This window comes from Dechloromonas sp. ARDL1 (assembly GCF_051122455.1).
Lineage (GTDB): Bacteria > Pseudomonadota > Gammaproteobacteria > Burkholderiales > Rhodocyclaceae > Azonexus.
Window position 1 is genome coordinate 1,550,525 of sequence record NZ_CP168939.1, and the last position, 14,972, is coordinate 1,565,496.

11 protein-coding genes and 1 other annotated feature are annotated in these 14,972 nt (G+C 61.3%); of the genes, 6 read left to right on the forward strand and 5 right to left on the reverse strand.

Features of this window, described 5'->3' with window-relative positions; translation table 11 throughout:
• The first annotated feature begins 36 nt into the window (after positions 1-36).
• Positions 37-1,268 (forward strand): IS3 family transposase gene (locus AB6Q56_RS07660; RefSeq protein ID WP_434517128.1). Its coding sequence is split into 2 segments (ribosomal slippage): positions 37-325 and positions 325-1,268, totalling 1,233 coding nucleotides; the frame shifts between segments, so codons are not numbered across the junction.
• Positions 315-431: a sequence feature (AL1L pseudoknot), on the forward strand. Its footprint overlaps the gene before it by 117 nt.
• 31 nt (positions 1,269-1,299) lie before the next feature.
• Here the strand turns inward: AB6Q56_RS07660 and AB6Q56_RS07665 are convergent.
• From AB6Q56_RS07665 to AB6Q56_RS07685, 5 genes are all read right to left on the reverse strand, one after another.
• The gene (locus tag AB6Q56_RS07665) at positions 1,300-1,785 is read right to left on the reverse strand and encodes a type II secretion system protein (RefSeq protein WP_434516477.1); all 486 of its coding nucleotides are present in this window, start codon (positions 1,783-1,785) and stop codon (positions 1,300-1,302) included.
• A 76-nt stretch (positions 1,786-1,861) separates the two neighbouring features.
• Complete coding sequence (locus AB6Q56_RS07670; protein WP_434516478.1) at positions 1,862-6,244, reverse strand: LamG-like jellyroll fold domain-containing protein; 4,383 nt, start codon at positions 6,242-6,244, stop codon at positions 1,862-1,864.
• A 102-nt stretch (positions 6,245-6,346) separates the two neighbouring features.
• The gene (locus AB6Q56_RS07675) at positions 6,347-7,789 is read right to left on the reverse strand and encodes a LamG-like jellyroll fold domain-containing protein (protein ID WP_434516479.1); all 1,443 of its coding nucleotides are present in this window, start codon (positions 7,787-7,789) and stop codon (positions 6,347-6,349) included.
• Positions 7,790-7,863: 74 nt separating this feature from the next.
• On the reverse strand, positions 7,864-8,310 hold the full coding sequence (locus AB6Q56_RS07680; protein ID WP_434516480.1) for a type IV pilus modification PilV family protein: 447 nt from the start codon (positions 8,308-8,310) through the stop codon (positions 7,864-7,866).
• Entirely contained in the window at positions 8,307-8,777 is a 471-nt protein-coding gene (locus AB6Q56_RS07685; RefSeq protein ID WP_434516481.1) for a type II secretion system protein, read from the reverse strand. The genes AB6Q56_RS07680 and AB6Q56_RS07685 overlap by 4 nt, the downstream gene beginning before the upstream one ends.
• A 655-nt stretch (positions 8,778-9,432) precedes the next feature.
• On the opposite strand from AB6Q56_RS07685, the gene AB6Q56_RS07690 reads away from it, so the two are divergent.
• From AB6Q56_RS07690 to AB6Q56_RS07710, 5 genes are all read left to right on the forward strand, one after another.
• Positions 9,433-9,600: a hypothetical protein gene (locus AB6Q56_RS07690; protein ID WP_434516482.1), complete on the forward strand. Its 168-nt coding sequence runs from the start codon at positions 9,433-9,435 to the stop codon at positions 9,598-9,600.
• 1 nt (position 9,601) lies between these two features.
• Entirely contained in the window at positions 9,602-11,215 is a 1,614-nt protein-coding gene (locus AB6Q56_RS07695) for a hypothetical protein (protein ID WP_434516483.1), read from the forward strand.
• Between the two features lie 18 nt (positions 11,216-11,233).
• Positions 11,234-11,926 (forward strand): hypothetical protein, encoded by a 693-nt coding sequence (locus AB6Q56_RS07700; protein ID WP_434516484.1) that lies wholly within the window; start codon positions 11,234-11,236, stop codon positions 11,924-11,926.
• Positions 11,923-13,137 carry a type II secretion system F family protein gene (locus tag AB6Q56_RS07705; RefSeq protein WP_434516485.1) on the forward strand — a complete coding sequence of 405 codons (1,215 nt, stop codon included), beginning with the start codon at positions 11,923-11,925 and terminating at the stop codon, positions 13,135-13,137. The genes AB6Q56_RS07700 and AB6Q56_RS07705 overlap by 4 nt, the downstream gene beginning before the upstream one ends.
• A 148-nt stretch (positions 13,138-13,285) precedes the next feature.
• The gene (locus tag AB6Q56_RS07710) at positions 13,286-14,950 is read left to right on the forward strand and encodes a secretin N-terminal domain-containing protein (RefSeq protein WP_434516486.1); all 1,665 of its coding nucleotides are present in this window, start codon (positions 13,286-13,288) and stop codon (positions 14,948-14,950) included.
• The last annotated feature ends 22 nt before the right edge of the window (positions 14,951-14,972 follow it).

Below are 14,972 nucleotides of genomic sequence, written 5' to 3' on the forward strand. Positions count from 1 at the left end.
TGAGGAGGCTCCATTACCTGAGAGAATGGAGCCATGATGAGCAAATCAAACAGATATTCCCCTGAAGTCAGAGAACGTGCGGTGAGGCTGGTACAAGAAGCCCGCAAAGAACATCCGTCGCAATGGGCAGCCATTGAATCGATAGCCCCGAAGATTGGTTGCGCAGCCCAGACGTTGCATGACTGGGTCAAGCGACATGAAGTGGATACGGGCCGGCGCGATGGGATAACCACCGATGAGCGTGAGCGTATGAAAGCCTTGGAGCGGGAGAACAAGGAGCTCCGTCAGGCCAACGAAATTCTGCGGCTAGCCAGTGCGTTTTTCGCGCAGGCGGAGCTCGACCGCCTCAAGAAGAAGTGAGGACATTTATTGACCGGCACCGGGAGACATATGGGGTCGAGCCGCTCTGCAAGCTATTGCAGGTTGCCCCGTCTGGCTATTGGCGTCACGCTGCCCGGCAACGCAATCCTTCCCTGCGGAGCGCCAGGGCGCAACGGGATGAATTGCTGATTCCTCAGATTCAACGGGTTTGGCAGGCCAATTTCCAAGTCTATGGTGTCCGCAAGGTTTGGCGGCAATTGCTCCGTGAGGGAACGCCCGTGGCGCGTTGCACGGTCGAACGGCTGATGAAGCATCTTGGCCTGGAAGGCGTCAGGCGCGGCAAGATCATGCAAACGACCTTCAGCGACACCCGTACGCCTTGCCCGCTGGATCGGGTGAATCGCCAGTTCAAGGCCGAGCGCCCGAACCAACTGTGGGTCTCTGATTTTACGTATGTCTCTACTTGGCAGGGATTTGTCTATGTCGCCTTTGTGATTGATGTCTTCGCTCGTCGTATCGTCGGCTGGCGTGTCAGCAGGTCAATGCGTACCGATTTTGTCCTCGATGCGCTTGAGCAGGCGCTGTATGACCGACAGCCCAAGCGTGACGGGGCACTGATTCATCACTCAGACAGGGGAAGCCAGTACGTTTCCATCCGCTACACCGAGCGGCTGGCCGAAGCAGGCATCGAGCCCTCTGTCGGCAGCAAAGGCGACTCTTACGATAATGCCCTGGCTGAAACCATCAACGGCCTCTACAAAGCCGAATTGGTTTATCACCGGGGCCCCTGGAAAACCATCGAGTCCCTGGAGCTGGCCACCCTGACTTGGGTGACTTGGTTCAATCACACTCGACTCCTCGAGCCCATCGGAAACATCCCGCCCGCCGAGGCGGAGGAACGGTACTATTCACAATCCCTTGTGCAGGCAACGACCGCCTGCACTTAAACCTCGGAGCCTCTACGAAACCCGGGGCGATTCAGTATGACAAAAATCCAGCGGATGGAGAGACGGGTGCCCAAGCGGTTTCGAGAAACATATTATTGGAGCCCATACAAGTGATCTGGCCTGACCATGGGACGGATTTCACCGTATTCCAACCTTCGGATCCCGTGTTGTTTAGATCGATGGCATACATATGCCCCCACCAATCGGGTTCTAAATGATATGAATAATCGAGCAACATCGGGATCGTGGCGGGAGCTGGGGGTACGGCTGCTTTATAACCCACCAGCCTGCCGAGAGTAGGTTCGTCCGCCGCCCCGCGGTCGTGGTCGTTCCTGGCGGCCAACCATTTCGCCTTGAGGCTCTCCTTCGTCCGCTCCGCGGCGACGGCCCCGGCCTCGCTCTTGACGCTCACCCAGGACGGCCAAGCTATTGAGGCGAGGATGCCGAGGACTATGATCCCAATGACCAACTCAATCAGGGTCGTCCCTTTTTGTCCATTTTTCCGCTCCTCACCCATGTCTCCTCCGCATGTTCGTTTTAACCATGATGCGGATCGGCGGGCCTGAAGTCCGGCCCGCCCGTCGGTTTACCCATCAGTCGGGATGCTTGCCCACGAACAGTCGGACGTCGCGTGCGAGCCCTTTGTAAGACTTGGTTCCCGTCGTCCCCAAGTCTCTCCCGATGTACAGTGTGTTCCCCGTCATGTTCACGCTATCGGAGAGGCTCGCTCCGGTCACCCGTCCGATCCCGTATTGGAGGTATCCACCCTTCCTACCGACATGAAGCCTGACCGGGACACCGGGCCTGACCGCCGCCCCGGTTTTTGAAACCCTCGTTCCCGAGGAGTAGATGGCCGCGCTGCCGTCGGACAGGAGCCTGACCGATATGTCGCCATAAGCGAGCACTTCCGCCCCGTCCTTCGAGAGGGGCAGCTCGTCTGGTAAAAGCAAGGCTTCCGCCTCCCAATCCCCGGTCCCCGCCGGGAACTTATCGGAGGTGGAGGACACGGTCTGCCCGGTCGTTCCCGGGAAGACCCAGACAGGCCCTATGGATCTGCCGTTGGCGTCGGCTGTTACGTCGGTCGCGGCGACGACGTTGCCGACCTTGTCCGCCATGGTCGAGTCGGCGGATCTGAACTTCAGCTCATCGGGCAGCTTGCCGGTCTCCCACCCGCTCTTGATCCCATCCCAATCCGCCGCCGCGAGAACCTTCCCATAAACCGCCGCCACACCATATGTGGCCGGGAATCCCGAACCTCCGAAGGCGTCCGCCCCGAAAGTCCCGAATGTGCGCGTCACGGCTGCGGGAGACCATACCGTCCCCGTGTTCGTGGTCGTCCCATCCTTGATGAGGGAACCCGTGCCCGAGGAACCGGCCGAGAATCCGAATATCCCCCAGGTGTCGCGCGTCATGGCCGCCGCCCCTGACTGCACGGAGTTCCATTGCCCGGTCGAGTCGCCCGCCCCGCCCGCGAAGGTCTGCTCGGCGTCTCCGCGCAGGATGGCTAGCAGGTTGCTCGCCGCGGTCCTGTCCGAGGAGAGGGACAGCATGCGCGTGTTCGCGGAACCAGTCACGGATGCGGCCGGCGGGTTGGCCATCACCGCCAAGGTTCCCCCGGCGGATCCCAGATCGTCTGACGTAACCGGCCCGAACCTTCCGAACGCTCCTGGAGGCAACTCGACTCCCTTCGTACCGAGGTCGTCCGTCCAAGGTGTCGCCGTCCCTGTTACGGCGGCGTGATCCCCGTAGATCTTCTCCAACACATGAGATGCCGTCCACGTGCCGTCACCGTTATATGGGGCGGCTGGCGGGGTGAAGTCGGCGTTCCACATGCCGCGACCTCGGAGTATCCTGAACTCGTCGATGTAGGTATAACTTCCCGTCGGGGTTCTCACATATGGTGTGATACCGGTCCCCGCGCTGTAGGTGGCGCGGGTGAACCCTGATACGGATCCGCAGAGCTTACCGTCCTTGAACATATAAGCGTTGTTGCCCTGCACGGAGACGGCCACGTGCATCCATTTCCCTGCAACGAAGGTTCCGGCGGGACATGAGACGTAAGTCCCGGGAGACGCGGCGTTGCCGGCAAAAAGGCCGGAGCCGTCTGTGTTGAAGGTCAAACGACCGGCATAAGTGACCGCCCCGCCCCAATCCAAAGCGTTGTATTGATTCGCGGCACCTATTTTCGTCCGGAAATCGACGGTGAAATCCACCTTGTCCAACATATGCTCCGGCAAAGCCCCGCCCACTTGGTTGTATGCCGAGTACCTCGACCTTCCGAAGACGGCCTCCCCACCCTCGTCTTTACAGACGGCAGAGGTGCAGGAGCCCGACGCTCTGGCGTATATAGATGAGTCGACGATGGAAGCCGTCTGGGACGTAGCGAGCTCGTCGAAATGCATCAGCAGAGTTTCCCTCTCCGCCGCGAAAGCGTTTCCTCGTATCGGGAATACGTATGGTGCGGCGATTGGACGGAAAGAACGCCCCTTGGTGATCTCAATCTCGTCCATCGCTCCCTGGAGAGCCGACGATCCGTCGACGCGGGATCCGATGGAGGCGTAGGTCGAGGAATAGTAGTAGTTCGTACCCCCGAGTTGCGATGCGGTGGTAAGAACCATGCCGTCCACGTAAACCAGGACTATGCTGTTGTTCCTCTCCACCTGCAACTGGGACCACACTCCCGCTTTAATGAAACCGTCGAACTCGGCGGACATCGTGCCGCCGTTGCGGCCGAAAACCCATTTGTCGTTCGCAGTCTTGCAAAGCAAGATCCCTCCCGCCCCGCCGTCGATTGGACATACCTCGCGACCCATATCCGATGCGGCGAACTTGACCCAGAGGGAGACGTTGAAGGCCCCGCGACGGATCTCCAAGGATTTATTGGCGGGAACTGTTAGTCTCCCCCCTCCGAAGATCCCGTAACCCGTCCCGACCGCGGCCCCGGATCCCGAACCGAGAGATACCCCTTGATTGGTGATAGCTCTTGGGTTGTTCGACTGGTCGTCTATGGATCCATCGAAGCCTATTTTCAGCGTGTCTCCGAAATAGGAGTCCCTGTCTGCCGCCTCGGGCACGGCGAAGGCTTTCGTCCATACGGACTTGCCGACGAGGATCCCCACCTCGTCGAGATAGACGGTCACAAGCTTGTAGGAGTCCAGTTGCGGGGAGACCCCGACCCATGTCTCGGTCATCGGAGACAGGATGTTGGCGGTCAGAGCCACATCCAAGTCGGCTATGCCGTTAATGAAAGTTTTCAGCCTCCCGTTCTTCCTCACCACCGCCCAATGGATGTTGGTGTTCGCAGAGATTGTTCTTGTCCCGGTGAAGGTCTGGACGGTCGAGGACGTGCCGTCGATGACCTGGACTTGGAGGAAGTTTCCATATTTGTTGACCCTCCACCCCCCGATCCCGGCTCCGCCCCAATTTCCGACCATGAAATAGGGGGATGAGGTGCTGCTGGAGTGAAGGACGTTCCCGTCGACCGTGAAATCCCCCGTCCCGAAAGCCTTAGACGAGGCCGTACCACCGACCTTGAAATAACCCGCCCCGTAAGTAGCCGAGGACATGATGCAGGCTTGTCGTGAGCCATATCCGACATACGTTCCCACAGGTTGAGGGAATATCGTGCTGGTATCGCCGGCGGCCGTAGGGACGACGGTCACCGGATTTCTCCATGGAGAAGAGTCGTGGTCGAGGAAGCTCGCCCCGTATCCGCTCTCTCCCGTTCCGGAGGTTCCTCCTGTGGCCGTCTCGCAGCCGAGACGCATAACTCGTTTCAAAGAGGCGACGTCCGATGGGGGAAGGGCGAAGTCGTCGACCCTGGTCGCCCTGCCGACCACTAAAGAGGTCGAGTCGAGGTATCCATCGGTGTAAGCGGACGGCTCGGCCCCGATGGTCACCCCGCCCGTCCAGTCGACCTCCCCGGACCACGCCACGGGTGCCGTAGCCATGGCCCCGTTGATGTAGATCCTAAGGTGTCCGTCTTGCCTGACGACCGAGATGAGGTTCCATGAAGAGGCTTTGAGCAAGGTCGACGAGTTGAGGATGGCCGTGCCACCGTATGGCCCGGCATAGACAACCCCGCCGATCACCCGCACCCCGAACTTTCCGCTCCCGGCGTAAGCGAGGCCCTGCGTCCCGGTTTTGGTCCTCGGGTAGATCCAAGTCTCGAAGGTGAAGTCCGCCTCTGGAGGCACATAGAGATCGGAATGCCCGGCCACCGAGATCGACGCGGAGGTTCCGTCGAGCTCCACCGCCCCGCCGCCGAGTGCGAAGACCGCGTCGGTCCCTAGCGCCCCGTTCGAGGTGACGGTTTTAGGTGTCGAGGACGAGTCGGCGAAGGCTGTAGCCCCCTCGGCGACGTCGTATCGCAAATCGATGACGGTCTTGCCGTCCGGCCTCTTATCATGAACGACCGAGGAGACCGAGTTCTCCTCGAAATCGAAGAGCCGGACGGGGCCCGCGCTGCGCATCCATTCGAGCGCGGCGTCCTTGTGCCGCGCGGTTTGATCGGCGGCCAGACCGACCCGAGCCTCGAGTCTTTTCTCGGCGTAGCCGCTCGGTAGCGGGGCCGCGCCTGGGCATGTGGCCTGCGTGCAGGCTATCGATGTGAGCTTGTATGAGGAGTTTCCCGTCCCGTCTTTGGCGCAGGTCGTCTTGACGGTGAGGGATGGCCATGCCGGTATGGCGCTTGTCCCGCTGAATGTCGCGCTAGCGTCGCACAAACCTTTCAGGGCTCTGAGTCTCGTCCAGTCCAGCCCCGCCCGAGCCGCCGCGTCCACCTGAGCTCGGGTATCCTCCGTCCTTCCTCCGCGCTGAGCCGACGATATCGCCGTGTAGGCCGCCGCGGAGATCACCGCGACCAAGACCGCCATGAGGAAGGCGGTCATCATCCCAATGGCACCCTCCTGTCCCCTCACCCCTCGGATGCCGACTTCCCTCGCGAGATCCCCTTTCCTTTGCGCTTTGATTTTCATTATTTCTCCCATGGATGCGTACAAGGTAACCATAGGAGGCCCGGCAGTCCGGCCCGCCCGTCGGGTACGGCTCCACTTCCGCCGGCCGGCGAATCCGTGGGCTCAGTTGTTCCCGTTGCGCGGTTCGGCCGCCACCGACACCAAGGACGGTGCCCCGTTCTCCGTGATGGAGACGCTTGCCACGAAGGCGTCATCGGGCTTCTTATATGCGCTCGTCGGCACGTCGAATCCTGAGACCCAGGCGGCCCTGCCGACCATCAGCCTGAACTCGTCCACATCCCCGGCATATGGGGAGGAACCGTCCAGAGCGGCCCCCACCGAGACCCCGCCCGTCCCGGGGGACAAGTTCCCGGAGACGGACGCCGTGGCGACCACGGCCCCGTCGGCGAACAGCCGTATCGTCGACCCGCTCCTGGCCGCGGCGAAATGCCTGTAATAGTCAGCGGACACCGCGCCGAGGGCGACCCCATTCGCCACGTTCCATGATATCGCGTTCGATGAGGAGAAGAATCTCAGCATGCCGTCGGAGCCCCTCACGAATCTCCATGGCCCGTATCCACCGCCCGCAGGTTCCGCCGACGCTACGACGCCCGCCTGATCTCCCGACCCTCTCAATCTAAAGTCCACGGTGAAGTCGGCCGAGCCGGGCTCCTGAGCCGATGTCCAGGCCACCGCGACCCGCCCAGCGGTGAAACGTGCCCCGTTCCAGAACCAGCCGACATCCGCGACCTGCGATGCGTCCCCGATGATGGAGACGGTCTTCGGATCGGGGGACGAATCCGTCACCGCCGTTCCTTCCCCGTCGAAATGGAGAAGAAGCGCCGTGCGCGTCCATTCGGAGGTGTCACCGATACGGAATGAGCATGAGTCCACCCCGGTCGAGAAGGTCTTTCGGGTGGCCCCCGGGAAATCGGTGGGCTGGGTCTGAGACCTTCCGTATCCCGTGATCCGACTGATGGTTTTTTGCGCGGGGTCGCATTCCCAGGTCACGGGTTGTGCGCCGGAAACCTGGAAAACGGATCCCGTGGAGCCGGAGGTCAGGGTCGTCTGTGCTATACCGATCCGCGCGTCGGTCGAGCCGAGCTGGATGGACGTCAGCGCGGCGGAACCCGATCCGTAAAACCGCGCCGCCCCGAAACCGGGAAGGGATACGTACATGCCGCTCGCGACTTGGGTCAGCCCGGCCACCCCGTCGGACTTGAAACATGTGTCGGCCTCACCGAAAGCTAGAGCGTCGCCCTTCCCACCTGTCGGACATGCGGAGGTCGAGGTGGCCCCTCCCGGGCTTTGCTTGTATATCCCGCTGCCCGTTTGCGGGACGAACTCGGCGAGCGTCCTGCCGTCGTTCGTCTTGGTGATACGGATGGAGTCCCTCACGGCCCCGCGGAAATCCCTGCGCAGCGCGTCACGAATGGTGTCCGCGCTGTCCACGGCGGATGAGGATTTCCCCAAACCCGTCAGTTGTCCGGCGATAGGGGCCACCACGGAAACCGCCCCGACCAGCGCGAGGACGAAGAAGGCCGCGATCACCATCTCCAAAATCATCACCCCTCGCTGTCTCCGGGGGGCGCTCATCGGCCCCCTCATTCGTAGTCCCATGTCTCCTCCTCCCGTCGTTCTCATGGTTTGGCCACCAATGTCTCGAACGCCTGCGTTCTACCCGTCGGGGATGTGGCGACCCCGCTTATCCTGAAAAAATCCCCGGAGGTCGTGCTCCCGGAAATCGACGACGGGTCGAAAGCCACCGCCGCCGCCGTCGCCGAGACGGTGAATCCGCGCCGCGCGTAATCCGTCGAGATGACCCCGTCCGGGACGGCGCAAGTGCCCGCCGCGCTGACCGTGGCCCCGCACGGGGGGAACTCACCGGTCAGCCTCAGAGCCTCCCCCGCCGACGATGCGAGGGTCGACAGGGCCGCGTCCTCCGAGACATGGGATTGGAGAACCCCTAGGTCGGGGATCAGCCTCAGCGCGGGAATGAGGACGACGGAGATGATGATCATCGCCACCAGGGACTCGGTGAGCCAAAGCAGACCGGACTGTTTTCTTCTCGCGGCGTGAGTTCTCATTTGATCCTCCCCGTATCCGCGTCGAGGTCAATCGTCGCGTCACCGATGCGGATGGCCGTCCATCCCGTCGTCGAACCGTCCTCCTTGAACTCCGCGGCCGCGGGGAGATCCTTATATAGCCAGGCGTTGGGCATCGCGAAACCTATGGCGTCGCCGAAATCGTCGAGCACCGGGGCCGACACCGCTCCCGGTATGCAGGGTGATGACCAGCAAACGGCGACACCTCCCGTTTGAGCGGAGACATACACGCTGCGACCCGCCGACCGCGCCTGAGTCCGAGCCGTCTCTATGACCGCCCTCGTTTTCGAGACGTAGTGATATTGCAGGGCCGCCGGCACCACCTCGCTGGATATGAAGGTGCCCCCCGCCGCGAGTATCCCCATGATGAAGAGCATCACGATTATCTCGAGCAGCGTCATTCCGGACTGTTTCGCGGCGCCTATACCTTTAAGGTTTCTCTTTCTCATACGTCACCTCCTCCCATATAGAAGTACCGGCCCGATCCTCATTTGTCCCGTCCGCCCGTCGGCCGGGACGGCTCCCGTCCGTCCCCGGACACCGTTCCACCCGACGAACGGCGAGGACGCGGCTCATCCGATCCGGCAGGCTTTTCATATGCGATGCAAACAGGAGAGGGAGAAGATGGGAATAAAAACGATTGGAGCCGCGCTCGCGCTGCTAATAACTACAGGGACGGCGCAAGCCGGGGCCATGATCACGGTAGAGACAGGGGAGAAACCGGCCGATCCGCTGGGGGTGGCCGAATACCAACGATACAAACCCACACCGCTCCCCGCCGAGGCCGCGGCGGCTCTGCTCCCGGCCAGCAAAGGCCCGATGTCTAAACCCGGATCCATGTTCCCGGGCTCACCGGATTTGATGCCCCCCTTGTCTCTTCCGACGAATCCAACCGTGGTACCGGGGACTACATTGCCTGCCAATCCCGCCGCCCTACCGCCCCTCCCTACGGGGGCTCAGATGCAAGGGATGCCATTGCAGCTTCCCGGGGCGATATCGGCGACGCCGGAGGTGAAACCCGAGAGACCGAAGCTGCAAGCCACTTTCGCCGGCCGCTCCCCGAGCGCGTCCGTCTCCGGCCGCACGATCCTCCCAGGACAAAACATGCCGAAGAGCGACCTCAAGCTGCGCTCGGTGGGTAGAGGCAGCGTCACCCTCTCGGACGGCTCGGAGGTCTGGATCGGGGATGAGATCCCTGAGAAGGCGGAGAAGAAAGAAAAGACAAACAAAACCGGCGCGGACGAGACCCCTGTCGGACGCAAGGGAGCCTGATATGTTCGGCATGAAATCGAAAAAACTTAATCAAAAAACCCGCGCCGCGTTATGGGACGGGGTATCCCTCACGGCTCTGACGCGCGAGGATATCCTGGGACCGATAGTGCGCACGGACGGGACGGTCGCCCGCGTCGAGGACAAGCGCGAGATCTCCGGCAGGGTCAAGGTCGTGCTGACTCAACCATCTATCAAATGGGGCATGATCGAGCCCCCCAAGGCTCTCACCGGCCCCGATAGGGACAAAGAGGCGTTCTGGTTCCTGATGACTGGGAAGGACGACGACGCTCGTTTCACCCAAGATGGCTCGGTTTGTAAATACACCACGTCCCCCGGCATAGCCGGGAAAGACCCGACCGTGGGCTGCGCGATCATGAAGGAATCCCTCGGGCTTCTCGATTCGGCGGCGAGCGCGGCGGATTGGAATGTCGATTTCGCGATCCCAATGGCGGACGCCCTCATCGCGGGCTGCAGGGACATAGCCCCCGCATCCGTAGGTCGGCGCAAGGCTTGGTTGGTTCTGGGGAGCAGATCCTCACTCGTTCTAGTGGCCGATGAGACGGGAGGGGCCGCCTACGCCCTGAAGTTGGACTGGGGACTCTCGAAAATGAGCGCCCAAGGCGGGATCGTGAAGATCTTCGAGGACATAGAGACGAGCATCCTCAGCCTCCTGCAGCAGATCTCCCCCGACACCCAGATCGAATGTTTGACCATCGTCACCCCGCCGGGGAAGGAATACGCAGAGAAATGGGCCGGTTTCGCCCGCGGCATCAGTGAGAGCTTCAATGTGGATGTCGCTATTTTCGATAGCCCGCCATCGGAGCTCCCCGAGCGCCTGGCACTTCACGGCGCGGCCCTGATCCCCGCAGACGGGTTGATGGATTTCTGGTCCAGCAAGCCCGCGGACGAGAAAAGGATGGTCGGTTTGTTGATGAAAACCGTTAAATGGTCGCTGCTGGCCATATCCATCTCATCGATGTTCGCTGGGTATGAGAGCCGATGCTTAAAACGCGCTCTCGCCGAGGAGGAGATCGCGAAGAAAGCGGCGTCAGCCATCCCCGACCCGGCCATAGAGAAAAGGCGCTTCGAAGCCGAGGCGAACGCATTAACGGAGCGCATGGCAAAAGCCAGATTGAGAAAAACCGAGGCAGACGCCCGCCAGCCGGGATTGGAACTCCCCCCGAGCGCCGCGGGCGAAGCGATGAGCGCGTTCTCCAAGTTCTCGGCCGAAGGGGCCGGTCTGGATGGTTTCTCCGCCCGATGGTCCACGGTGGGGGATCCCCCGGCCCTCTCGGCGCTCGGAAGCGCCTCCTCCCGCGATTCCGCCATCGCGGCTTCCCTGTCCCTCACCAGAATCGGTTATGGACGTTGGGGTTCGTCGCAGACCGGTTGGTCAGGGAAAACATGGTCGTTCAGGATAGATGAGCCGAGGCTTACCGACCGCGGAGCGAGCGCGGCATCCTCTGGTTCACCCGGCACGGGGTACAGCCCCGGTGAGAAGGCGGGGAATGTCGCATCGGCCGGGCCGACCTCCGCGGCTCAGGGCGAGCGCCTTCCGCGCCAACGTCCGACCGTCGGACTTCCGCCGCAAACCGCACCGCTGAAAAAACAATAACAAGACGAGGAGACAAGAATGGGAGCGATGAACTGGAACTCTAGCCCTGCGGAGTGGTTTCGAATCTGGACGGCCCGCGCCGCCCAGGGTTTCGGGAAACTCCAACCATCACAGAGACGGACATTCGGGCTCGCCGGGCTGAGCTTGGTGGCCACCATGGTTTGGTTTAACGGCCTTGAACCCGGAATAAAAGCCATGAAGGCCACGAGTTTGTCAGTCTCGGTCAAAGCGCAGCATGAGGCTTACATAGCCGCATCCAAGGTGGTCGTCACCGACCCGAACATAAAAGCTCGAGAGGAGGCGTCACGCCTCGAAGCCTTGGCCGCGGAAGCCGAGCGCATGGCATCGGAGCGCATAGCCAAATCCGGGGCAGCCCCGGACTTCCCGGCGGTTGTCGCTCAGGCGGCCGGAGCGGAGCTCGCCACCTCGGAGACCGATGGCGAGGGATGGCCGACGGCCACCCAAGATGGCCGCTGGCTTCACCGTATAGAGACAAGGCTGGTGGCGCGTGACTGGGACGCCCTGGATGCCGCGGTGCGCAGGGTCGAGGAAGCCTCCAAAGGAGCCCGAACCTTCGCACTGGACGTGGGCGTCCTGCCGGATGGACGCATCGCCGCCCGTGTCGAGACGGCCGTCGTCGGCCCGGACAGCGACTGGGTTGGAACCAAGCTCAAGAGAGAGGGGAAAGATAAAACGAAGGAGGGAGAATGAAACTTTATAAATACGTGGCCATCGACGAATCGGGGCGCAGACAAACCGGCCGCAAAGAGGGAGAGAGCGCAATGGCGGTCGCCACCGCGCTGCGCACGGAATCAGGACTGAAGGTGCGCTCCGTAGATGAGGACGTGTCATCGTCCATCAAGGGAAAACCCACCAAAAAGGAAATAGAGCATTTCTTCTATTCCCTGGGGGATATGATGGATGCCGGCATCGCCATCCAAGAAGCACTCTCCACGATTCAGACCAGTCTCTCCGGCACTCCGGTCTCGGCGCTGGCCGGGGAAATAAGAGACGATCTCGAGTCGGGTTTGGAGTTGTATCAAACCCTCGCACGTCATCCGAAAATCTTCACGCGCCTGGATATCGGCATCGTCCGCGCGGGAGAGGAGACCGGCAATATTGTGACGGCCCTGATGCGCGTATTCGAGATGCGCCGATTCTCCCGCGAGATGGGGGAGCAGGTCAGCCGAGCCCTGCTCTATCCGAAAATCATTCTCGGCGTCTGCTTAGCCGGGCTATTGATAGTGAACTTCTTCGTGCTACCGACCTTCGCGAAAATGTACGAGGGTTTGGGATCCGAGTTGCCGGCCCTGACCTTGGCCTTCATGTCGATGTCCTCGTTCTTCATCGACTATTGGTACCTGATCATCGGCGGCTTGACCGTCAGCATCGTCGCATTCCTTAAATGGTCGGCCACGGATGAGGGGCGGGAATCACTGGAGCGCATCGTAGCCAAGATGCCGGTGATGAAAAAACTGGTCATGAAGGCATCGCTCGCCCGCTACTGTCACGCTTTGGCCGATGGGCACGCGACCGGCCTCCCGATTGACCGCACGATGACCTTGGCGCTCGACGCGACGGGGAATGCGGCCATCGAGGACAAGCTGCGCATCATCGCGGTGAAACTCGAGGAGGGGAAGGATATCGGCACCTCCTTCGCGTCCAGTGAAATCTTCAAGCTCAAAGAGAACGCGATCCCTCTCGCTATGATCACGTCGGCCGCCACGACCGGGCGCCTCGATGTCGGTTTGAAAAAGCTGGCGGCCGTCTACAAGAATGAGACGGAGGAGACCGTGAAAATGCTCCCCTCCTTGATCGAGCCCCTGATGATCATTTTCATCGGCATGTTGGTTCTGATCATGATCATCGCCATCGGACTTCCCATATGGGATCTCGCTAAGGTCGCCCTGCGCGGCCACTGATCGGCGGTTGAATACGGGGCCGCCCGTCGGGTGGCCTCGTTTATCCCCTCCCCCGTTCGTCGGGTAGCCCCCTCGCCTTCTTGTCCCCCCTTTCCCAATCCGGGAAGCTGGGATCACGCACGGAGATGCGGAAAAAGGGAGACGAGGAATGAAAAAGGCAAAAACAATAGGTTTGACCACGTTGGCGGCGCTGGTCACCGGATTGAGCGGATGTGCTACCACTAAACTGGACGCCGAGTCCGCCAGCTACGCGGCCGCCACCAAGCGCGACGCATACGAGAAAATGATCTCGCAGGAAACCGCCTTAGAGGCGGCGCGAAGGGCGTCCGCGGCGGCGGCTCCACAACTTAAAATCGAGATGCCGAAGCCTTCGGGTCGCAAGACCGATCCGAGGTTCGACGTGGACGCCTACGAGCTTCCCGCCGGAAAGGTTATAGCTCATGTGCTCGCGGGCTCCGGGATGACGGCGGTTCTGACCGATGAGGCGGAGGCCGCCAAGGTCTCGATAACCCTTCGGGATGTGAACTGGAGGGAGGCTCTCGAAGCTCTGCGCGATGCCAGAGGATTCGATTTCTCGGTCTCCGGTCGTCGAGTTTTGATCGACAAGCCATCCAAACTCTCCCGCACCTTCGAAGTCGGGTATTTGGCCGGCCAGCGCAACTCCTCATCGACCGTCGGAGCCTCATCAGGAGGCACATCCTCGAACACCACCGGGACGACCTCCGCGACCGGAACAAACGGCACTGGAAGCTCGAACCAAAACACGGGAGGGAGCAGCACAATCTCTGGTGCTCAGAAGACGGATTTCTACGGAACTCTCAAAGAGGCCGTGACGGCCATCATAGGCTCGGACACCGGCAATCAGGTGTCCGTCAATCCGATGACCGGGACCGTTTTCGTTAGGGGCCCTGCGGCAAGGGTGCGCGAGGTCGAGGAATACATAAAGCGGCAAGAGGACGTCGCCGGCCGCCAAGTGCTCATCGAAACGAAAATCGTGGAGGTGTCCCTTAACGATCAGTTTCAAGCTGGCATCAACTGGTCCCTGTTCAACAATCGGGGCAATGTCGGCGGTGGAGTCCTTCCCGGCGGCGGCAACGTCAACCCCGGAGCCGCGACGCTATCATCCGGCAATACGACCTTCTCGAAAGCCGTTGCCGGCACGGCCGCGACGCTACTAACCAGTGGAACGGGCAGCACGGTTGGTCTCGCCGCGCAGTTCGGCAACTTCGCCGCAATGCTCTCGTTCCTCGACACTCAAGGTTCCACGCGCGTCGTTCAATCGCCGCGCATCAGCACCCTGAATAATCAACCCGCCCTTTTGAAGGTGGGGAACCAGCGGGCATATGCGACCGGGGCCACCACGAACACGACCTCGACCACGGGCAATACCGGGACCACCACGACACCGACGGTAACCACCGCGGATTACTTCTCCGGGATCGAATACACGCTGACCCCGCATGTAAGCAAGGAAGGGATGGTGACCATAAACGTCCGTCCGCACATGACAAACGTCACACAAGAGACGCTCAACGTCTCCCTCGGCAGCGCGGGAACCGTCTCGATGCCCATCGCCTCTTCATCGATACAAGACACGGACACGGTCGTTCGCCTCTTGGATGGTGGCACGGCGGTCGTGGGCGGACTTATGCGGGTGAAAGGCACGAACTCGCGCTCCGGGATACCGGGTGTGCCATGCGTCGGTGGAGACTGCTCCTCGAGCGGAGAGAAGACGGAGTTGGTCATCCTGCTCAAGGCGACAGTCATAAGGGGCCAAGCGGATTGGCAAGCGGGCGCCGGATCGGATCAATAAAGCACGGGAAAACGGAGAATCG

What these genes read in the sequence shown, in the direction of transcription:
- AB6Q56_RS07705 (WP_434516485.1), top strand. Translation starts at nt 11,923, where the DNA reads ATGAAACTTTATAAATACGTGGCCATCGACGAATCGGGGCGCAGACAA.
- AB6Q56_RS07670 (WP_434516478.1), bottom strand. Translation starts at nt 6,244, where the DNA reads ATGAAAATCAAAGCGCAAAGGAAAGGGGATCTCGCGAGGGAAGTCGGC.
- AB6Q56_RS07685 (WP_434516481.1), bottom strand. Translation starts at nt 8,777, where the DNA reads ATGAGAAAGAGAAACCTTAAAGGTATAGGCGCCGCGAAACAGTCCGGA.
- AB6Q56_RS07680 (WP_434516480.1), bottom strand. Translation starts at nt 8,310, where the DNA reads ATGAGAACTCACGCCGCGAGAAGAAAACAGTCCGGTCTGCTTTGGCTC.
- AB6Q56_RS07675 (WP_434516479.1), bottom strand. Translation starts at nt 7,789, where the DNA reads ATGATTTTGGAGATGGTGATCGCGGCCTTCTTCGTCCTCGCGCTGGTC.
- AB6Q56_RS07695 (WP_434516483.1), top strand. Translation starts at nt 9,602, where the DNA reads ATGTTCGGCATGAAATCGAAAAAACTTAATCAAAAAACCCGCGCCGCG.
- AB6Q56_RS07665 (WP_434516477.1), bottom strand. Translation starts at nt 1,785, where the DNA reads ATGGGTGAGGAGCGGAAAAATGGACAAAAAGGGACGACCCTGATTGAG.
- AB6Q56_RS07690 (WP_434516482.1), top strand. Translation starts at nt 9,433, where the DNA reads ATGCCGAAGAGCGACCTCAAGCTGCGCTCGGTGGGTAGAGGCAGCGTC.
- AB6Q56_RS07710 (WP_434516486.1), top strand. Translation starts at nt 13,286, where the DNA reads ATGAAAAAGGCAAAAACAATAGGTTTGACCACGTTGGCGGCGCTGGTC.
- AB6Q56_RS07700 (WP_434516484.1), top strand. Translation starts at nt 11,234, where the DNA reads ATGGGAGCGATGAACTGGAACTCTAGCCCTGCGGAGTGGTTTCGAATC.